At 66.1% G+C, this 20,593-nt stretch carries 17 protein-coding genes; 10 read left to right on the top strand and 7 right to left on the bottom strand.

Annotation, left to right across the window (positions count from 1 at the left end; genetic code table 11):
- Window positions 1-65 precede the first annotated feature (65 nt).
- The 4 genes from RI03_RS08260 (at window position 66) to RI03_RS08245 (ending at window position 4,849) form a co-directional block, all read left to right on the top strand.
- Window positions 66-1,373, top strand: a complete 1,308-nt coding sequence (locus tag RI03_RS08260; RefSeq protein WP_010216554.1) for an amidase family protein — start codon at window positions 66-68, stop codon at window positions 1,371-1,373.
- Window positions 1,374-1,377: 4 nt separating this feature from the next.
- Complete coding sequence (locus RI03_RS08255; RefSeq protein WP_010216552.1) at window positions 1,378-2,559, top strand: acyl-CoA dehydrogenase family protein; 1,182 nt, start codon at window positions 1,378-1,380, stop codon at window positions 2,557-2,559.
- A gap of 141 nt (window positions 2,560-2,700) precedes the next feature.
- Window positions 2,701-3,828: an acyl-CoA dehydrogenase family protein gene (locus RI03_RS08250; RefSeq protein ID WP_010216550.1), complete on the top strand. Its 1,128-nt coding sequence runs from the start codon at window positions 2,701-2,703 to the stop codon at window positions 3,826-3,828.
- Between the two features lie 145 nt (window positions 3,829-3,973).
- Window positions 3,974-4,849: an acyl-CoA thioesterase gene (locus RI03_RS08245; RefSeq protein WP_010216549.1), complete on the top strand. Its 876-nt coding sequence runs from the start codon at window positions 3,974-3,976 to the stop codon at window positions 4,847-4,849.
- 160 nt (window positions 4,850-5,009) lie between these two features.
- Here RI03_RS08245 and RI03_RS08240 read toward each other — a convergent pair whose 3' ends face one another.
- The 5 genes from RI03_RS08240 to RI03_RS08220 all read right to left on the bottom strand — a co-directional run bounded on the left by RI03_RS08240 (window position 5,010) and on the right by RI03_RS08220 (window position 10,167).
- A complete protein-coding gene (locus RI03_RS08240) occupies window positions 5,010-5,813 on the bottom strand; it encodes an SDR family NAD(P)-dependent oxidoreductase (RefSeq protein WP_010216547.1) in 804 nt (267 codons plus the stop codon).
- A gap of 19 nt (window positions 5,814-5,832) precedes the next feature.
- The gene (locus RI03_RS08235) at window positions 5,833-6,597 is read right to left on the bottom strand and encodes an SDR family oxidoreductase (RefSeq protein ID WP_010216546.1); all 765 of its coding nucleotides are present in this window, start codon (window positions 6,595-6,597) and stop codon (window positions 5,833-5,835) included.
- Between the two features lie 43 nt (window positions 6,598-6,640).
- On the bottom strand, window positions 6,641-7,693 hold the full coding sequence (locus RI03_RS08230) for a phosphotransferase family protein (protein WP_010216544.1): 1,053 nt from the start codon (window positions 7,691-7,693) through the stop codon (window positions 6,641-6,643).
- Complete coding sequence (locus tag RI03_RS08225; protein ID WP_010216543.1) at window positions 7,693-8,778, bottom strand: Zn-dependent alcohol dehydrogenase; 1,086 nt, start codon at window positions 8,776-8,778, stop codon at window positions 7,693-7,695. Before RI03_RS08225 ends, RI03_RS08230 begins: the two co-directional genes overlap by 1 nt.
- A gap of 111 nt (window positions 8,779-8,889) precedes the next feature.
- Window positions 8,890-10,167, bottom strand: coding sequence for an acyl-CoA dehydrogenase family protein (locus RI03_RS08220; RefSeq protein WP_010216541.1), 1,278 nt, complete (start codon window positions 10,165-10,167; stop codon window positions 8,890-8,892).
- 156 nt (window positions 10,168-10,323) lie between these two features.
- Here RI03_RS08220 and RI03_RS08215 point away from each other — a divergent pair, with 156 nt between their 5' ends.
- The 4 genes from RI03_RS08215 (at window position 10,324) to RI03_RS08200 (ending at window position 14,834) form a co-directional block, all read left to right on the top strand.
- Window positions 10,324-11,580: a TetR/AcrR family transcriptional regulator gene (locus RI03_RS08215; protein ID WP_010163458.1), complete on the top strand. Its 1,257-nt coding sequence runs from the start codon at window positions 10,324-10,326 to the stop codon at window positions 11,578-11,580.
- 131 nt (window positions 11,581-11,711) lie between these two features.
- The gene (locus tag RI03_RS08210) at window positions 11,712-12,896 is read left to right on the top strand and encodes an acyl-CoA dehydrogenase (protein WP_010216539.1); all 1,185 of its coding nucleotides are present in this window, start codon (window positions 11,712-11,714) and stop codon (window positions 12,894-12,896) included.
- Entirely contained in the window at window positions 12,896-14,014 is a 1,119-nt protein-coding gene (locus tag RI03_RS08205; RefSeq protein ID WP_010216537.1) for a CaiB/BaiF CoA transferase family protein, read from the top strand. Before RI03_RS08210 ends, RI03_RS08205 begins: the two co-directional genes overlap by 1 nt.
- 58 nt (window positions 14,015-14,072) lie before the next feature.
- Complete coding sequence (locus RI03_RS08200; protein WP_010216535.1) at window positions 14,073-14,834, top strand: class II aldolase/adducin family protein; 762 nt, start codon at window positions 14,073-14,075, stop codon at window positions 14,832-14,834.
- Between the two features lie 133 nt (window positions 14,835-14,967).
- On the opposite strand, the gene RI03_RS08195 is transcribed toward RI03_RS08200, so the two are convergent.
- Window positions 14,968-17,229, bottom strand: coding sequence for a glycoside hydrolase family 3 C-terminal domain-containing protein (locus RI03_RS08195; protein WP_010216533.1), 2,262 nt, complete (start codon window positions 17,227-17,229; stop codon window positions 14,968-14,970).
- Window positions 17,230-17,362: 133 nt separating this feature from the next.
- Complete coding sequence (locus RI03_RS08190) at window positions 17,363-18,799, bottom strand: alginate export family protein (RefSeq protein ID WP_238542320.1); 1,437 nt, start codon at window positions 18,797-18,799, stop codon at window positions 17,363-17,365.
- Window positions 18,800-18,918: 119 nt separating this feature from the next.
- On the opposite strand from RI03_RS08190, the gene RI03_RS08185 reads away from it, so the two are divergent.
- Together RI03_RS08185 and RI03_RS08180 are read left to right on the top strand one after the other, a co-directional pair.
- Complete coding sequence (locus tag RI03_RS08185; RefSeq protein WP_026046564.1) at window positions 18,919-19,458, top strand: (2Fe-2S)-binding protein; 540 nt, start codon at window positions 18,919-18,921, stop codon at window positions 19,456-19,458.
- Between the two features lie 107 nt (window positions 19,459-19,565).
- Window positions 19,566-20,579, top strand: coding sequence for an RcnB family protein (locus RI03_RS08180; RefSeq protein ID WP_238542319.1), 1,014 nt, complete (start codon window positions 19,566-19,568; stop codon window positions 20,577-20,579).
- The last annotated feature ends 14 nt before the right edge of the window (window positions 20,580-20,593 follow it).

Here is a 20,593-nt window from a genome sequence, read left to right as displayed (position 1 = left end):
AGGTCGCTCTGCTGTACTGCCCCTCTCCCCGGCCCTCTCCCCGCAAGCGGGGAGAGGGAGAAGTGATGCGCACCGCCCTCCAGATCGCCGCAGCCATCCGCGCCGGTGAAACCACCGCCATCGCCGAATGCGAGGCCGCCATCGCCCGCATCGAAACCGGCGACACCGCGATCAACGCGGTCGTCGTCCGAGACTTCGACCGCGCCCGCGAAGCCGCACGCGCCATCGACGCCAGCCCCAAGGACGACACCCGCCCCCTCCTCGGCGTCCCCATGACCGTCAAGGAAAGCTTCGACGTCGCCGGCCTCGTCTCCTGCTGGGGCTTCGAGGAACATGCCGACTTCGTCGCAACCGAAGACGCCGTCCAGGTGACCCGCCTCAAGAATGCCGGCGCGGTCATCCTCGGCAAGACCAACGTCCCCGTCGCGCTCGCCGATCTCCAGACCAACAACCCGGTCTACGGCCGCACCTGCAATCCGCTTAATCACGACCGCGTCCCCGGCGGCTCGTCGGGCGGCGCAGCGGCGGCGCTGGCGGCGGGGTTCGTGCCCATCGAAATCGGCTCGGATATCGGCGGATCGATCCGCCTCCCCGCCGCCTTCTGTGGCGTGTGGGGCCACAAGCCGACCTACAACGCGCTCTCATCCTTTGGGCATAACTTCCCGAGAACACAGAGTTGTGGCGTCGCGCTCAACGTCGTCGGCCCACTGGCGCGCGACCCTGACGATCTGGAAACGCTGTTCGGCGTCATGGGGGGCGACGCGCTTGCCAGACCCGCCCCGCGCGGTCCCGGCGACTGGCGTGTCCTGCTGCTCCCCGAACACCCGCTCGCCAAATCGCAAGCCGCGATCCAGACCGCAATCGCTGCGGTGGGCGAAGCCTTCCGGGCAGCGGGCGCGCAGGTCGATGACGCCAGCACGCTCCTCCCCGATCTGATCGCGCAGCACGGCGCCTATATCCACATGCTCGTCGTCGCGATGGCGCGCGGCGCGCCGATGGAGGGCGGGCAGCCGCTTGCCCTCCCCGACTGGTTCACGCTGGTCGACGCGCAAGCCAAAAGCCGTCGCGACTGGGCGCGGCTGTTCACCCACTATGACGCGGTGATCGCGCCGATCTGGGGCACCACCGCTTACGCGCACGACGATACCCCGCTGATGACGCGGATCACGAGGATCGGTGGGCTCGACACCCCCGCCGGGCTGCAGATGGCCTATCCCGGGCTCGCCACCTTCCCGATGCTCCCCGCGACGAGCGTGCGGATCGGGACCGATCCCGACGGCCTGCCGATCGGGGTGCAGGTGATCGCCGACTATAACCGCGACTATACCGCGATCGCCGTCGCGCGCGCGGCGCATGATTTGATGAGGAGTTGATCCGATGACCCAAGACCTCGACACCTTCCGAACCGAAACCCGCGCCTGGCTGGAAGCGAACTGCCCGCCCGAGATGCGCGCACCCATCCGCTCCGACAAGGACGCCTGCTGGGGTGGTCGCAATCCCGATTTCCAGCCCGGCCAGAAGGAATGGATGGACGCGATGGCGTCGCGCGGGTGGACCGTCCCCGACTGGCCCAAGGCGTATGGCGGCGGTGGCCTGTCCCCCGCCGAGACGAAGGTTCTGCGCGAAGAGATGGCTGCAATAAAGGCACGCAACCCGCTCAACTCGTTCGGCATTTCCATGCTCGGACCGGCGTTGCTCAAATATGGCACCGAGGAGCAGAAGCTCGACTATCTCCCCAAGATCGCGCGCGGCGAAATTCGCTGGTGCCAGGGCTATAGCGAGCCCAATGCCGGCTCCGACCTCGCCTCGCTCGCCACTTCGGCGGAGGATGGCGGCGACCATTATGTCCTCAACGGCCAGAAGGTCTGGACCTCCTACGCCGACAAGGCCGACTGGATCTTCTGCCTCGTCCGCACCTCGAAGGAGTCGAAGCAGGGCGGGATCAGCTTCGTGCTGTTCGACATGGCGAGCGAAGGCGTCTCGACCAAGCCGATCCTGCTGATCTCGGGCTATTCCCCCTTCTGCGAGACCTTCTTCGACAATGTGAAGGTGCCCAAGGCGCAGCGCATCCATGAGGAGAACAAGGGCTGGGACGTCGCCAAATATCTGCTCGGCCACGAACGCGAGATGATCTCCGGCATGGGGCTGGCAAGTTCCGGTGGCAACCCGTTGATTGAGGGCGCTATTGCAACCTTTGGCCTCGACCATGAGGGGCGCCTTGCCGACCCGTTGCTCCGTGCAACGATCGCGATGTTCGAAGTCCGTGCGAAGGCGTTCGGAGCGATGTCCGAGCGCTTCATCGACGAACTCAAGGCCGGTCGCGCCCACCCCGCGCAACCCTCGATGATGAAATACTACGGCACCGAGCTCAACAAGAGCCGCCACGAACTCCAGATGGCGGCCGGCGGCTCCGACGCGCTCGAATGGGAGAGCGACGCCTCGGGCGGCGGCCGCGAGGCGCGCGCGTGGCTGCGCACCAAGGCGAATTCGATCGAGGGCGGGACCAGCGAGGTCCAGCTCAACATCATCGCCAAGCGCATCCTGGAACTGCCGGCCTGACTCTCCCTCTCCCGCTTCGCGGGAGAGGGTGGCCGAGCGAAGCGAAGGTCGGGAGAGGGCGAACACGCGGACAGTAGCGTCCGGAACAGCCCCTCTCCCCGACCCTCTCCCCACAGGGGAGAGGGAGAAGAAGGAAGAACAATGCCGCTGTATCTCAACGACGATCAAACCACCCTCCAGGATACGATCCGCGATTTCGTCGCGGAGCAGGCCCCCGTCAGCCATATGCGCCACCTGCGCGATGCCAACGACGCGACCGGCTTCAGCCGCGACCTGTGGCGCAGCTTCGCCGAAATGGGTTTCACCGGCATCCTGATCGACGAGGCGGATGGCGGCCTCGGGCTCGGCCATGTCGAGGCGGGCGTCGTGCTCGAGGAGATCGGCCGCAACCTGTCGCCCTCGCCGTTCCTATCGACCGCGGTCGCCGCAGTCGAGGCGCTGAAGGGCAGCGCGCACGCTGCGCGTTGGTTCCCCGGCATCCTCAGCGGCGAAACCGTCGCCGCGCTCGCGATCGACGAGGGCGCGAAGCACCGCGACACCGTAACGCTGACCGCCGAGCGATCGGGCAACGGCTTCAAGCTGTCGGGCAAGAAGCAGTTCGTCACGCACGGCCACGTCGCCGACCTGCTGATCGTCGCCGCGCGCACCGCCGGCAGCGCCACCGATGCCGAGGGCGTGACGCTGTTCGCGATCCCGAAGGACGCCACGAACTTGACCGCCACCCCCGAACGTCTTGCGGACTCGAGCATCGCGGCACGGCTCGAGTTCGACGGCGTGGAAGTCGATGCGGACGCGGTGATCGGCGACGTCGACGGCGGGCGCACCCCGCTCGACCGCCTGCTCCGCGCCGGACGAACGGGCGCGTCGGCCGAACTGCTCGGCGTCGGGGGCGGCGCGATGGACATGACCGTCGGCTATCTCAAGGAGCGCAAGCAGTTCGGCATGCTGATCGGCAGCTTCCAGGCGCTCCAGCACCGCGCCGCGCACCTTTATTCGGAAATGGAAGTCGCGCGCGCGGCCGTGCTCAAGGCACAACAACTGCTTGATGCGGGCAGCGCGCATGGCGATGAAGCGGTGTCGGTCGCCAAGGCGATGACCGCACTCGCCACCACTTTGTCGGTGCAGGAAGGCGTCCAGATGCACGGCGGGATCGGAATGACCGACGAATATGACATCGGCTTCTACATGAAGCGCGCGCGCGTGCTGGCCGAAATGTTCGGCGACGCAAACTTCCATGCCGACCGGATCGCGCGCGCCGCGGGATACTAAGCGCCCTTGCCAAACTTCGCTTCCCCGGCAAAGGCCGGGGCCCAGTCGTGAGACGTGGATTGGCAAGCGCTGAGCGCGACAACCTCGGCCATCCTTACTGGGCCCCGGCCTTCGCCGGGGAAGTGCAAGAGAGTGAAGTCCTGAAATGACCGACCCCACCCCCGCCAGGCTCGCCCAGGACCTGACCGATCTCCTCGACGTCGAGGAGATCGACACCGACCTTTATCGTGGCGCGCGCGGTAACGACGGGTTCGGGCGCGTGTTCGGCGGACAGGTGATCGCGCAGGCGCTTCAGGCCGCGCAGCGGTCGACCGATGCCCCAAAGGGCGCGCATTCGCTCCACGCCTATTTCATGCGGCCGGGCGCGGAGGATCACCCGATCCTCTACCGTGTCGTGCGGGACTTCGACGGCAAGAGCTTCTCGACCCGTCGCGTGATCGCGACCCAGCGTGGAGTGCCGATCCTCAACCTTGCCTGTTCGCTGCAAATTTCCGAGGCCGGGCTCGCGCATCAGGATGCGATGCCCGACGTCCCCCCGCCCGAGGATCTGACCAACGACCGCGACCTGCGGCTCGCAATGATCGACCGGATCCCCGAACGCTTCCGCGCGATGTTCCTCCGCCCCCGAATGGTCGAGATCCGGCCGGTGTCCCCGCGCAGCTGGCTCGATCCGGTGGCGCACGCGCCGTTCCAGAACAGCTGGTTCCGCGTCGTCGCCCCGATCGGTGACGATCCCGCGATGCACCGTGCGATCCTCGCTTATGCGTCCGACATGTCGCTGCTCGGCACCGCGACGCTACCGCATGGCGTCAACTGGATGATGAACAAGCTCCAGACCGCAAGCCTCGACCATTCGCTGTGGCTGCACGAGGATTTCCGCGCGGACGAGTGGCTGCTCTACGCCTGCGACAGCCCGTGGGCCGGGCACGCCCGCGGGTTCAACCGCGGCAAGATTTTCGCGCGCGATGGCCGGCTCGTCGCGAGCGTCGCGCAGGAAGGGCTGATCCGGTTGCGGGAATAGGGCGAATACCCCGCACTCCCCGTTATCACTTCCCCGGCGAAGGCCGGGGCCCAGTCGAATTGTCCGAGGTAACGAAGGGCAGTCCCTCGTCCTCCCACGCCTCTCTACTGGGCCCCGGCCTCCGCCGGGGAAGCGGAAGGGTTAAGCTCGATGGCTGACCTTACACCGCAGTCTTGCCATATTCCTGTTTCGTCACCGGATGGCTGCTCGACAGCCCGCCATCGACTGCGATTGCCTGCCCGTTGACGTAGCTCGCCGCGTCGGACGCAAGGAAGGCCGCGACTTCGGCGAGTTCCTCGGGCTGTGCGCCGCGCCGCAGCGGATTGAGCCGTCCGACGCGGTCGATCTTCCCCGCCTCGCGCGCATAGTCGAAGGTAGGCTTGGTCATCCCGGTCTCAGTCAGCCCGGGACAGATCGCATTGACCCGCACGTTCGAGCCCGACAGTTGCTGCGCCGAGACCATCGCCAGGTTGATGACCCCTGCCTTGGATGCCGAATAGGCCGGCGACCCCGCTCCAGAGCGGATCCCCGCAACACTGGCGGTCAGCACGATCGCACCGCCGCCACGCTCGGCGATCTTCGGCGCGGCGTGCTTGATCGCCAGGTATGGGCCAATTAGGTTGACGCGCAACACCTCGGTGATCAGCGCGACGTCGGTATCGAAGATGTTCGCCATCCCGCCCGAGATGCCCGCATTGGCGAACATCACGTCGAGCCCGCCATAATATTCGGTTGCGACATGCACCGCGCGAACGACGTCCTGTTCGTCGCCCGCGTCGATCTGGATCGCATGCGCGGTGCCGCCTGCCCGGTCGATCAGCGCGGCGGTTTCATGCACGGCGTCGCTCAGGTCGGCGACGATCACCGATCCCCCCTCGCGCGCGAACAGCAGGGCGCTCGCGCGGCCGATGCCCGAACCCGCACCGGTGACGATGATCGACTTGCCCGTGAACCGCTGCGTCATGGCCTTCTCCCCCTGTATTTCAAATCGTCACGCCGCCATCGAGTACGATCGTCTGGCCGGTCATGAAGCTGCTCGCCTGGCTTGCGAGGAACACGACTGCGCCTGCGATCTCCTCGGGCTCGCCGATCCGGCGAAGCGGCACGGTCGAGTTTGCCGCTGCGATCCGTTCGGGGTCCTCCCACAACGCGCGTGCGAAGTCGGTCTTGATCAGCCCCGGCGCGATGCAGTTGACGCGGACATTGTCGGGGCCGAATTCATGCGCGAGGTTGCGTGCGAGCTGCATGTCGGCTGCCTTGGAGATGCAATAAGCCCCGATGATGGTCGAGCCACGCAACCCCCCGATCGACGAGACGATGATGATCGACCCCGCCCGGCGCTCGCGCATTTCGGGGGCGACCATCGTGATCAGCCAGTGGTTCGAGACGATGTTGTTGTCGAGGATCTTGCGGAACTGGTCGTCGGCAATGCCCGCCTGCGGGCCGTAATAAGGGTTGGATGCCGCGTTGCAGACCAGCACGTCGATCTGGCCAAACGCAGCGCGGGTCGCGTCGACCAGATGCTGCAAACCCGCCTTGTCTGAAATGTTGGCAGCAACCGAAATGGCAGCGCCGTCCCCGTATCGCGCGTTGATCTCTGCCACGACAGCGTCACAGGCGTCCTGCTTGCGGCTGGAGATGACGACTTTCGCACCGTGCTCGGCAAGCTCGAACGCGCTCGCCTTGCCGATCCCTCGGGAGGACCCGGTGACGATCGCCACTTTGCCGGTCAGATCGAATTGCGACATGTTGTCTTCCCCCGCCACCTCGACGACCGTCGAGAACCTTGCCTCAAGCGCCTGCCTTCTGCGCGAAACTCCACGCTGCGTCCGCCAGCCGATACACCCCCGCCGCGGACTTTTCCGCCTGCGCGCTGGATGCTGTTCCCTCGACGATCCGTTTCTTGATTCCCTGGACGATCCCGGTCAGGCGGAACAGATTGTACGCGAAATACCAGTTGAGATCGGGCACCCCGTCGCGTCCGGTCGCGGCGCAATAGCGCGCGACCATTTCCTCGATCGTCGGGATTCCCGTCTCCGGACCGGTATGCCCGAGGACGCCGGAACGCCCCTCGGGCGCGGTCACCCAGCTCATCAGGAAATAGCTGAAGTCCGCCAGCGGATCGCCGAGGGTCGACAACTCCCAGTCTAGCAGCGCGATCACGCGTGGCTCGGTCTTGTGAAAGATCATGTTGTCGATCCGGTAATCGCCGTGGACGATCGACGTCCGCGTCTGCTCGGGAACTGTCCGCCCGAGATAATCGATCAGCCGCTCGACCGTCTCCATCCGCTCGGTCTCGGACGCGCGATACTGTTTGGTCCAGCGCGCAACCTGGCGCTCGAAATAGTTGCCCGGACGGCCATATTCGCCAAGTCCGGCAGCGTCATGATCGGTATTGTGCAGCGCCGCCAGCGTATCGCACATCGCATTGTAGATGCCCGTGCGCTCAGCCGGCGCGAAGCCAGGGAGCGTCCCGTCCCACAGGTTGCGCCCGTCCGCGAAACCCATGACGTAAAAATCGGTCCCGATCACGTCCGGGTCGGTACACAGCCCGTAAGGCCGCGCGACCGGGAAGCCCGTCGGATGCAGCCCCGCGATCACGCGATATTCGCGATCGACCGCATGCGCAGAGGGAAGAAGGTTCCCGAAGGGCTTGCGCCGCAACACATATTCGCCCGAGGGCGCGCTGATTTTGAAGGTCGGGTTGGACTGCCCACCCGAGAATTTCGAGTAACGCAGCGGGCCTGCGAACCCGTCGACATGCTCCGACATCCAAGCGGTCAGCCGTGCTTCGTCGAGACGGTCCTTCTCGGGCACGTCCATCGTCTGCGGGGCAAAATCCATCATGCGAACTCGATCACCGAGCGTACCGTGTCGCCGGTCCGCAGCTTGGCAAAGGCGGCGTTGATATCCTCCAGCCGGATACGTTCGGCCACCATCGTGTCGAGGTCAAGCTTGCCGTCGAGATAGAGCCGCACCAGCCGCGGCATGTCGATCGGGAAGCGGGTCGATCCGAGCAGCGAGCCTTGCAGCTTCTTGCCGGTCAGAAAAGTCGGTCCTGCGATCTTCACGTCGTTGCCCGGTGCGATCATCCCGAGGATCGTCGCGGTGCCGCCGCGGCGAAGAATCGTCCAGGCAAGCTCGGCGGTATTGGACCGCCCGACCGCCTCGATCGCATAATGCACCCCGCCCCCGGTCAGCGCCGCGACCTGCTTCGCAAGGTCGGGCGCATCGGCGTCGAACACATGCGTCGCGCCGAGCTTCTCGGCGAGCGCACGCTTGTCCGCAACCGGATCGATCGCGAGGATCATCCCCGCGCCCGCGATCTTAGCAGCGTTGATCGCGGCAAGCCCGATCCCGCCGCAGCCGATCACCGCGACGGTTTCGCCGGGGCGGAGGCGGCTATCGTTGAAGATCGACCCCGCGCCCGTGATGACCGCGCAGCCAAGCAGGGCGGCACGGTCGAGCGGCATCGCCTTATCGATCGCGACGCAGGCGTTTTCGTGCACCAGCATCATCTCGGCGAATGCGGACAGGTTGAGGAACGGCGCGAGCGGAGTCCCGTCGGCAAGGCTCAGCCGGGGCGGCGCGCCCTTCGGCCGACGCGTCGACGGGTCGACGCACAACGACGGTCGCCCCGTCACGCACATCTCGCACGCGCCGCAGAACACCGTGAAGAAGGTGATGACGTGATCACCGACCTTGAGATGCGCCACGTCCGAGCCGACCGCCTCGACGATCCCGGCGGCTTCGTGGCCGGGCACCGTCGGCATCGGATGCGGGAATGCGCCGTCGACGAAGTGCAGGTCGGAGCGGCACACGCCGCACGCAACGGTGCGGATCAGCACCTCGCGCGGGGCGGGATCGGCGACGCGGATATCCTCGATCACCAGATCGGTGTTGGGCGCGTGGAGGACGGCTGCTTTCATCGCACTTCGCTTTCTTCGTCACCCCGGCCTCTTGCCGGGGTCCACCGCGCACCTTGCAGGATGCGCTGGTGGAGGAGTGGACCCCGGCACCGGGCCGGGGTGACGGGTGTGTTACCGCCGCATCGCGTCCTTCGCTGCGACCGCCGCCGGCAGCTCGGCATATTTGCCGAACTCGTTGCGCGCGATCGCGCGGTTGTGGACTTCGTCCGGGCCATCCGCGAAGCGCAGCGTCCGCATCGCCGCCCAGTCATGCGCGAGATGGAAGTCGCCCGACACGCCCCCGCCGCCATGCGCCTGGACCGCGTCGTCGAGGATCTGCAGCGCCATGTTGGGCGCCTGCACCTTGATCATCGCGATCTCGAGCTGCGCGGACTTGTTTCCCGCCTTGTCCATCATGTCCGCGGCCTTGAGGCACAACAGCCGCGTCATCTCGATGTCGATCCGCGCCTTGGCGATCCGTTGCTCCCACACCGACTGGTCCGCAATCCGCTTGCCGAACGCGACACGGCTGAGGAGACGCTTGGCCATCGCCTCGATCCCGGTCTCGGCGACGCCGATCGTACGCATGCAGTGATGGATCCGCCCCGGCCCGAGCCGCCCCTGCGCGATCTCGAAGCCGCGGCCTTCGCCCAGCAGGATATTCTCCGCCGGCACGCGGACGTTCTCGAGCACCACTTCGCCGTGGCCATGCGGTGCGTGGTCATAGCCATAGACCGACAGCATCCGCTTGATCGTCACGCCGGGAGCATCCATCGGCACCAGGATCATGCTCTGCTGGCTGTGGCGCGAGGCGTCGGGGTTGGTCTTGCCCATCGTGATCGCGACCTTGCAACGCGGATCACCCACGCCCGACGACCACCATTTGGTGCCGTTGATCACATAGTCATCGCCATCGCGGACGATCGACGTTTCGATATTGGTCGCATCCGATGATGCCACCGCCGGTTCGGTCATCAGGAAGGCGGAGCGGATCTCCCCATGCATCAGCGGACGGAGCCACTGCTCCTTTTGTGCGAGCGTACCGTAGCGGTGAAACACCTCCATGTTGCCCGTATCGGGTGCCGAGCAGTTGAAACACTCGCTCGCCCAGCCGACCCTGCCCATCTCCTCGGCACATAACGCATATTCGAGATTGCTGAGTTGCGTGCCCTCGAACACGAAAGTATCGTCGACGTGGTTCTGCCCCGAATGCGGCGGCATGAAGAAATTCCACAGACCCGCCGCCTTGGTTTTTTCTTTCATCTCCTCGATGACCGGAATGACCTTCCACCGCTCGCCTTCGTGCGCCTGCGCGTCATATTCCGCCTGGCGCGGGCGTATCTGTTCGTCGATGAACGACTTCACGCGGTCCCGGAAATAGGTTTCGCGTTCGGTGAAGCTGAAGTCCATCGCATCTCTCCAAGGGGGCCCGTCGAAGGCCTTCACGAGCGCTGGGTATACCGTACCGGGTTTTCGGTAAAGCCGGTTTGCGCCCGAAAATACCGCTGTGCAGGGTCAGTCGAAAAATGACTGTTTCTTCTAAAAGATGCTGTTACAGTTTCGGGCATGGAGGAAACAGCAACTGCAGGGCCCGCAGATCCGACGGATCCGGGTACGAGCACCAAACGATTCCGCGCCAAGCGCGATGCGATCCTAGCGGCAGCCGCGGAGGCGATCAACGAGCAGAGCGCCAAGGGCATGACGTTCGCCGATGTTGCGCGCCGGGTCGGGCTGAACACCACCAGCGTGACTTACTATTTCAAACGCAAGGAAGATCTGGCCGCTGCCTGTTTCGAGCAGACGCTCGAACGGCTTCAGGCGATGCTCGACGAATCGCTGGAACTCGCGACCCCGCGCGAGCGTGTCGCGCACTATCTCGCGCTCAATTTCGACCGGCTCGCCGCGATCCAGCGGGGCGAGGAGACTGCTTTCGCGGTGCTCTCCGACCTCCGCGCGATGGAGGAACCCGTTCTCGGGCGCTTGATGAGCGGCTGGCGCGAGGTGTTCCGAAAGACGCGAAGCCTGTGGGGCAACCCGACAAACCGCGCGCAGACCGACCTGTTCGGCGCGCGCGCGCACGTGCTGCTAGAAAACACCTTCTGGCTGCCGGTGTGGCTGGTGCGCTATGAACCCGACCAATATGCCCGCGTCGAGGAACGGCTGATGGACGTGTTCGCGCACGGTATCGCGGCAGAAGGGGGCAGCTGGTCGCCCAAGCTGATCGACCTTGCGCATGAAGAACCCGAGCCCGGGCGCGAGGCGTTCCTGCTCGCGGCGACGCGGCTGATCAACGAACTCGGCTATCGCGGCGCATCGGTGCAGCGGATCGCGTCGCAGCTTAACGTCACCAAGGGCAGCTTCTACCACCATCTCGACGCCAAGGACGATCTGGTGCTGGCGTGCTACAAGCGCAGCCTCGACATGATCGCCGACGCGCAGCAGCTTGCCGACGAACGCGGCGGCCCGCAGTGGGAGCGGCTGTCGGGGACGATCGCGACCTTGCTCGACGTGCAGTTTTCCGAACGCGGGCCGTTGTTGCGGACCACGGCCCTGTCGGGCCTTCCCGCCGATGCGCGGCGCGCGATGGTCGACCGCTCGAACCGGATCGCGCGGCGCTACGCCGGCACGATCAGCGATGGCGTCGCGGAAGGGTCGATCCGGGCGGTCGACCCGCTGATCGCAGCGCAGGCGCTGATGGCGCTCCAGAATGCCGCGTTCGACATGCGCAAATGGGCGGGCACCATGCCCCGCGACCGCGCGATCGCGTATTATGCATCCACCATCGTCTTCGGAGTATTCGATGACCGGGTGTTGAACACGTGATCCCTCCTCTCATTCCCCGCGAAGATGTGCTGGACGGAAGCGGCGAGCGCGGCGTTCGATAACAATCGTTCCGCTATCGGACCCCGGCCTTCGCCGGGGAAGCGGTTAAGACTTTGATACTGGAGTTTCCTATGGCCGAGATGGCACGTTTCGATTGGGCTGATCCTTTCTTCCTCGACGACCAGCTCGAGGATGACGAACGGATGATCCGCGATACGGCGCGGGCGTATGCGCAGGACAAGCTCGCGCCGCGGATCGTCGATGCGTTCCAACATGAGACGACCGACCCGGAGATCTTCCGCGAAATGGGTGCGCTTGGGCTGCTCGGCCCGACGGTGCCCGAAGAATATGGCGGCGTCGGCGCGTCCTATGTCGCCTACGGGCTTGTCGCGCGCGAAGTCGAACGGATCGACTCGGGCTACCGCTCGATGATGTCGGTCCAGTCGAGCCTCGTGATGTACCCGATCCTCGCTTACGGGTCCGAAGAGCAGAAGCAGAAGTATCTGCCCAAGCTCGCGACCGGCGAATGGATCGGCTGCTTCGGGCTGACCGAACCCGATGCGGGGTCCGACCCGGGCGGGATGTCGACGCGCGCGAAGAAGGTCGACGGCGGCTATCTGCTGTCGGGCGCGAAGACGTGGATTTCCAATTCGCCGATCGCCGACGTCTTCGTCATCTGGGCAAAGTCGGATGCCCATGGCGACGGCATTCGCGGCTTCATCGTCGAGAAGGGCGCGAAGGGACTCACGGCGCCCAAGATCGAAGGCAAGCTCAGCCTCCGCGCGTCGATCACCGGCATGATCCTGATGGACGAGATCGAGCTCTCCGAGGACGCGCTGCTCCCCAACGTTCAGGGGCTCAAGGGCCCGTTCGGCTGCCTCAACCGCGCGCGCTACGGGATCAGCTGGGGGTCGCTCGGTGCGGCCGAATTCTGCTTCCATGCTGCGCGGCAATATGGGCTCGATCGCCAGCAGTTCGGCACGCCGCTCGCCGGGCGGCAGCTGTTCCAGAAGAAGCTCGCCGACATGGAGACCGAGATCGCGCTTGGCCTCCAGGCATCGCTCCGCGTCGGGCGGCTGATGGACCAGGGCCGGTTCGCGCCGGAGATGATCTCGATCGTCAAGCGCAACAACGTCGGCAAGGCGCTCGATATCGCGCGGATGGCGCGTGACATGCACGGCGGCAACGGCATCTCGGGCGAATATCAGGTGATGCGCCACATGATGAACCTCGAGACGGTCAACACCTATGAGGGCGCGCACGACGTCCACGCGCTGATCCTCGGCCGCGCCATCACCGGCATCGCGGCCTTCTGATGCACACCGCCCCGCCGCTCGCTGGATTACGCATCCTCGAGATGGCGGGGATCGGTCCCGGCCCCTTCTGCGGGATGATGCTGGCGGACCATGGCGCGGAGGTGATCCGGGTCGAGCGACCGTCGCGTGGCGGCATGACCGATCCAGCGCGCGACCCGCTGCTCCGGTCGCGGCGGACGATCGTGCTCGATCTCAAGCGGCCCGAAGCGGTCGCCGCGGTGCGCCGCCTTGCCGGGACCTGTGACGGGCTGATCGAAGGCTATCGCCCGGGCGTGATGGAGCGGCTCGGGCTTGGTCCGGACCTGTTGCTCGCGGACAATCCGCGGCTCGTCTATGGGCGCATGACCGGCTGGGGGCAGACCGGGCCGCTCGCCGACGAACCCGGGCACGACATCGATTATCTGGCGATCTCGGGAACGCTCCATGCGCTCGGCGAAGCAGGGCGCAAACCTAACGCACCGATCAACCTTGCGGCGGATTTCGGCGGTGGTGGGATGATGCTCGCGTTCGGAATGCTCGCGGCGATCCTGCATGCAAAGGCGACGGGCGAAGGCCAGGTCGTCGATGCGGCGATGACCGACGGGTCGGCGGTGCTCGCGAGCACGATCTGGGGGTTCCGCGCGATGGGCCAGTGGCGCGACGAACGCGGGACCAACCTGCTCGACGGCGGTGCGCCCTTTTACGACACCTACGAAACCGCGGACGGCAAATGGATCGCTGTCGGCGCGATCGAGCCGCAATTTTACGCGGCCCTTCGTCGGGTTCTGGCGCTCGACGGGCCCGAGTGGGATGCGCAGTTCGTTCCCTCGGCCTGGCCGCGCCTGAAGCAGGCGCTTGCGACCCGGTTCCGCGATCGTCCGCGCGATGAATGGGTGGCGGCGTTTGCGGGACATGAGGCTTGCGTCGCTCCGGTGCTCGGGTTCGACGAGGCCGCCGCACATCCGCACAATGTCGCCCGCGGAACCTTCGTGACGGCGGGCGACGTCGTCCAGCCCGCCCCAGCCCCACGCTATTCCGCCAGCGAGACGGTGTCGCCCCGCATGGCCGGAGCTTCGGATAGCGTCGGAATTCTCACCGAAGCGGGGTTCACTGAAGCCGAGATCGCCGCGCTCCTGTGAATTGCGCGACCATACCGAACATGCGATAATCGCGAAAAGTCAGCTCAGGAGACGATCCATGGCCACTGCCGCCGTCCGCACCGCGCCCATGACCGAAGCCGAATGGGAAGCCCGCCAGCAACTCGCCGCCTGCTACCGCGTGTTCGCGATGCTTGGCTGGTCGGAAATGATCTACAACCACATCACGCTCAAGCTGCCGGAGGAAGACGGCGCGTTCCTGATCAATCCGTTCGGGCTGCACTTCAGCGAAGTGACCGCGTCCAGCCTCGTCAAGATCGACATCGACGGCAACAAGCTCGACGACAGCCCCTATCCCGTCAACCGCGCCGGCTTCGTCCAGCACGCGCTGTTCCACCGCCACCTGCCCGACGCGCATTGCATCATGCACACGCATACGACCGCCGGGATGGCGGTGAGCTCGGTCGAGGGCGGGCTGCGGCCGACCAATTTCTACGCCTGCAATTTCGCCGGGCAGATTGCGTACCATGATTTCGAAGGCGTGACGGTGCGCGACGAGGAAGGGGCGCGGCTGCTCGAGCATCTCGGCAACAAGCGAGTGATGTTGCTGAAGAACCACGGGATCCTCGTGATGGGCCGGACCTTGCCCGAGGCGTTCCTGAAGCATTGGTCGCTGCAGCGCGCCTGCGAGATCCAGGTCGCGACCGCAAGCATGGGAACGCCGCTGGAAGTCTCGCCCGAGGTCGTCGCGGTCCATCAGCGCGACCTGCACATGGTCCAGATTCCCGGCGGCCCGGGCAAGGCCGATTTCGACGCGATGGTGCGGCTGGTCGACAAGATCGACACGGGGTGGCGGAACTAGCGTTCGTCGACCGGCCATCCGGCGCAGGCTGAGCTCGTAGTGGCCGGGTGATGGTGGTGGGTGCGTCCGATGTCGCTACCCACCACCAACCGGCCCCGGCCCTCGCCGGAGTGACGGGATTATGTTCGACGCGTTACCGTGCGCGCCACGTCGCGGGCATCGTCCGCGCGGGCACGGTCACGGTCACCGTCTGCTTCACGTCCACCGCCGAATCCGCGAGCATCACGCGGTAGCTGCCGCCAGCGATGCGCCACTGGTGCCCGGCCTCGTCCCACGTTGCCAGCAACCTCGGATCGACCGTGACGGACACGGACTGGCTCGCACCCGCCCCAAGCGACACCTTCGCGAAACCGCCGAGCCGCTTGGGCGCCTCCCATCCGCCCGCGACCGGCGCGATGTAGACCTGGCCGACCGTAGCCCCCGCGACGGCGCCGCTGTTGCGGACCGTAAAGCTCGCCGAGATCGTCCCGTCGGCAACGCTGGCGCGCAGCCCGCTCGTGTCGAAGCGCGAATAGGACAGTCCGTAACCGAACGGGAACAGCGGTTTGAGCGCCTTGCTGTCGAACCACTTGTAGCCGACCGCAGCGCCTTCGCGATAAACGACGTCGCCGCTGTGCGGGGCCGCCGGATCGGGCAACTGATCCACGCTCCGCGCGAACGTGACCGGCAGGCGACCCGATGGGTTGACCCTGCCCGTCAGCACGTTGGCGATCGCGGCACCGCCAGCGGTGCCTGGATACCAGGCGGCGACCACCGCGCCGACCTTGTCGATCCACGGCATCGCGACCGGGCCGCCGGTCTCGAGCACGACCGCGGTGTTGCGATTGGCCGAGGCGACCGCATCGATCAGCGCGTCCTGCTGCCCGTCGAGCGCCATCGGCACGTCGAACGATTCACCGGCCCATTGCGTCCCGAACACGATCACCACGTCGCTGTCGCGTGCCAGCGCGGCGGCGGCGGCGAGGTAGCTGCCATCGGCAAAACGGACGGTCGCGCCCGGCAGTTGGCGCTTGATTTCCTCCATCGGCGACGACGGATAGTACATGATCGGCCCCGGCCACGTCGTCGGCGCGATCCCGGGAACGGCATTGCCCTCCGCCGGATAGACCAGCGACGACCCGCCGCCCGCGAGAACGCCCTTGTCGGCATGCCCGCCGATGATCGCGATCCGCTTCGCCTTCGCGACGAGCGGGAGCAGGTTACGCTCGTTCTTGAGCAGGACGATCCCCGCCTCGGCCGCGTTGCGGCTGACCGCGGCATGCGCGGGCATGTCGATCGCCTGTTGTTGCAGCGGATGTTCGAACAGCCCCTGCGCAAACATCGCGTGGAGGATGCGCTCCGACATCAGGTCGAGTTGCGCCGGCTTCACCGTGCCCTGCGCAAGCGCTTCGCGCAGCGGCGCGCCGAAGAACGGCTTGGTGTCGAACGGAAACCCCGAATCCTGGTCGAGCCCGGCAGTGACCGCCGCGACGGTGCTGTGCGTCGCGCCCCAGTCACTCATCACATAGCCCTTGAACCCCCAGTCGGTGCGCAGAACGTCGGTCAGCAGCCAACTGTTCTCGCACGCGTGCGTCCCGTCGACGCGGTTGTACGAGCACATGATCGATCCGGGCGTCGCGCGTTCGATCGCGAACTGGAAAGCGAGCAGGTCCGATACGCGCGCGGCGCTGTGGTCGAGGATCGAGTTGCCGGTATTGCGATCGGTTTCCTGGTCGTTGATCGCATAATGCTTGATCGTCGAGATGACATGGTTCGACTGGATTCCGATCACCTGCTCGCCGACGATCGTTCCCGCCAGCAGCGGATCCTCGCCGCCATATTCGAAGTTACGCCCGTTGCGCGGCTCGCGCAGCAGGTTGACGCCGCCTGCGAGCATCACGTTGAAGCCCGAACGGCGCGCCTCGTCGCCGATCATCGCGCCGCCTGCGCGCGCCACGGACAGGTCCCAGCCTGCCGCGATCGCCAGACCCGACGGCAGCGCGGTCCGCCCACGCTTGTTCTTCGCGCCGCCCTGGGTCGCGACGCCGACCCCGGCATCGGTCTGGAACTGCGCCGGAATGCAAAGACGCGCGATCGGCGGCACATATCCAGCCGATCCTTCGAGCGCTTCCTTCGGGGCGATATAGAGCGAGACGGGAAAGTCCGTGCCGAAATAGCCGAAGACCAACGCGTGCTTTTCCTCACGCGTCATCGCCGCGACCAGCGCCTTCGCGCGCGCGTCCGGGGTGCGCTTCGTATCGTTCCACGCACCGCGCAACGCAGGTTTGGTCCATGTCGGCAGTGCGGGCATCCCGGCGTCGGGCGCGACCTTCGCGGGCGGCGGTGGTGCGGCGACCTGGGCGGTGGCGGTGGTGGCGATCAACAGCAGCGGCACGGCCACGACACGAAACGTCATCAATCTCTCTCCTGTTCGGCGGACCGTGTCCCCGAGTCGTCGCAATCGCGACGGGACTTGCGAACGGCTGTAGTCGTCCCGGATAAATCAGACAAATACCCGCAAGGCAGATCGATGGGTGACCCGCGGGTGTCTAGAAACTGACCTGCAGGTTCGTCTCGATGAACTTGACCGTCCCCTGATCGCGCGCGATCGCCTGCGGCGCATCCTTCAGGAAACGCCCCTTGAACAACAGCGCGAAATTGCTCTCGAGCCGAAGGTGATCGGGGATCACCCAGTAACGCAGACGGCCTTCGACCTGCTGTCCGCCGAACCGCCCCGACGCGCCGGTCTTGTCGATGACATTGTAGAACCGGTCGTAGCGCGACGCGAGCCAGACACCGCGATAGTCCGCGAGCGCCTCGAACCGCTTCCCAGGCTTCGCCTCGAACCGGATTCCCGGCGCGCTGATGTTCTCGCGGGCAAGCGCTGCGTAGGTGCCCGAGGGCCCAAGATCGTCGCGTCGGCTGCCATATAGCGTGTCGAAGCGATGATATGTCCCGTCGCGCCCGTTGCCGCTGGCATAATCGTAGAACAGCCCGATCCGCGGCTTGAGCGGCCCGCCGAAGCTGTAGCCCGCCGCGGCGTGGACGAAGCCTGCGGAAACGTCTTTGGTGACGGCTGTCGCCATCGTCGAATCGCTTGCCCGACCGAACTGATAAATCGTCTCGACATCATAGTCATACGTCCCGGCCTTCGGCTCGCGCGAGAGCCGTCCGTCCAGCGTATGGAGCCGACGGTCGGCAGTCGTCCGGCCGGGGGAATCATGCTCCGCGAGACGGTAATAGGCCAGTTCGAGCTGCCCCTGCCCCAGCACCTTGGCCCGCCGCAGATCGACCCCGAAGAACACCTCGTCGAACGTCTCGCGATCGAAGCGGACGACGTTGCGGCGGATATCGGCCTGGTCGTCGGGCAGGCGTTCCTGCGGCAGGACATAGAATAGCGTGACATCGGTATTGCGCGCCGGTCCGAGATCCACCCGCAGGCCGGTAAAACCGTTGACGGTGTTGCGATATTCGTCCGTCGCCACAAGCCGCCCGGAGCCAAGGTTGAGCAGGAACCGCCCGCCCTCGATCGCGACCTTGCCGACCGGCCCCACCCCGTGATCGAGCCGCAGCTTGAAATAAGCCTGCGGCAGTTCGAGCGCGTTGACGTCGCTATTGGTGATCTGCGACCCGCCGCCAATGTCATAGGCGCGGCTGTCGACCAGTTCGCCGCCGATCGCGAGCGGCCCCGGGCCATATTCCACCGCGACCCCGGTACGAACGAGGAACGCATCCTCGGACGTCGCGAACCCCGGCCGCGGCCGACCGTCGACCGTCTCGTACCGCGCGCGGATCGACGCGGTGACGAGCAGGCCGGTCTCGTCCTTCTTGGGGGCAGTTTCCTCCTTGCCCGGCTTCTCGGTCGAGGAGGCGGGCGATGCTGGCAGCGATTGCGCCGCAACGGAGGCGCCCCCGAACGTTGCGATACTGATGAGGCAGCAGGCTGCCATGGCACGCGAAACCGCTGCCGTCCGAAGTGACGTCATGGAATTCCCCCGATATCCGCAGACCCACCCGATTGGTCTGCAGTCCATCAGCAGCCCCACGCCGCTGGCGTCGACGAACCGCTTGATGGGATCAGAAGTTCCCGTAAGACCTTCCGGAAATGACTCGTTTCACTGTGAATAACCAACCCGTCCAGTACAGCATGGACCCGGCGACACCGTTGCTGTGGGCATTGCGCGACGCGTCCAACCTGACCGGTACCAAATATGGCTGCGGCACCGGCGCGTGCGGGGCCTGCACGGTCGATGTGGATGGCATCGCGGTCCGGTCGTGCCAACGTACGATCGGCGCGGTCGAGGGCAGTTATGTCACGACGATCGAAGGTCTGTCGCACGACCGCAGCCACCCCGCGCAGATCGCGTTCGCGGCGAAGAACGTGGTCCAGTGCGGGTTCTGCATTCCCGGGATGATCATGGCGGTGTCGGTGCTGCTCCAGCACAACCGCGCCCCGAGCGAGGACGACATCCGGCGCGAGATCACCAATCTCTGCCGCTGCGGCATCTATCCACGGCTGGTCGAGGCGGTGCTGCTCGCGGCGAGCATCCAGCGCGGCGACGAAACGGTCGATGCGCCCCCTGCCCCCGGTATCTTGCCGGCGGACGCGGCGCGCACGGTCCCGGCGTTGGTCCAGCCACGGTGAAAGCTTTCGCAACGCTGTCATGACAGTTCAGCGACGGTCCATCGCCCGTCGAGTACTTCCCATCTAACGGTCGGGCGTAGTGCCCGGGCGGGACAGAGGACCATTCAATGCGCAAGTCTTTGCTCGCCGCTCTCATCGCGGCATCGGCGCTGATCCCGGCGGTGGCACTCGCGCAGGACGGTGGTGACCGGCGCGGTCGTGGCGAAGGCCGCGGCGACGCGCAAGGGCGGCCTGATGGCGGACAACGCTGGCAGCAGCGTGGCGGCGGCCAGCCCCAGATCCAGGCGCAGCCACAGCCTCAGGCGCAGGCGCAGGCGCCTCAGGCACCGCCGCAGCAACCCCGGATGGAACGCCCTGACGGTGGCGGGCGTGGCGGCTTCGATCGCCGTGGTGGCGATCAAGGCGGACGCGGCGGGTTCGACCGTGGCGTGCAACCGGCGCAGGCGCAGCCCGGTCAGCCGCAGTCCCCTGGCTTCCAGCGCCCGCGTGGCGGGTTCGATGGTCAGGTCCAGGGGCGGCCTGCGGATCAGCGCGGCTGGAACGGGAACGATCGTCGCGACGGGGATCGGCGCGGATTTGCCGGTGGGGTCGCAGGGCGGGGAAGGGACGGTCGCCCGGACGGTCGCAACGACGACCGCAGGGGCGATGGCTGGCGCGGGAACGATCGTGGCGCTGACTGGCGCAACGACGGCCGTGGCAACGCCAATTGGCAACGCAACGACAATCACGGCTGGGAAAACCGCGGGGGCGATAACCGCGGCTGGGACAATCGCGGCGGCAACACTCGTGGATGGAACGGCAACGGCGGCGCGTGGAGCCGCGACTGGCGGCGTGACAATCGGTTCAACTACACCGATTATCGCCGCCAGAATTACAACGCCTACCGGCTCCCCCGCTACTATGCGCCGAGCGGCTGGAGCAATGGCTATCGCCGCTTCGGGATTGGCTTCCGGCTGAACTCGATCCTGTTCGCGCAGGATTACTGGATCGACGACGCGGACGATTACCGGTTGCCGCCCGCCTACGGCCCGTATCGCTGGGTTCGCTATTATAATGACGCGCTGCTGGTCGATGTCCGCACCGGCAATGTCGTCGACACCGTATACGACATCTTCTGGTAATCGGTCCCCGCAGC

Origin of the sequence: Sphingomonas sp. PAMC 26621, from assembly GCF_000251145.1 — a bacterium.
Lineage (GTDB): Bacteria > Pseudomonadota > Alphaproteobacteria > Sphingomonadales > Sphingomonadaceae > Sphingomonas.
The sequence above is the reverse complement of the archived record's forward strand: the minus strand, read 5'-3'. Positions and strand labels throughout refer to the sequence as shown.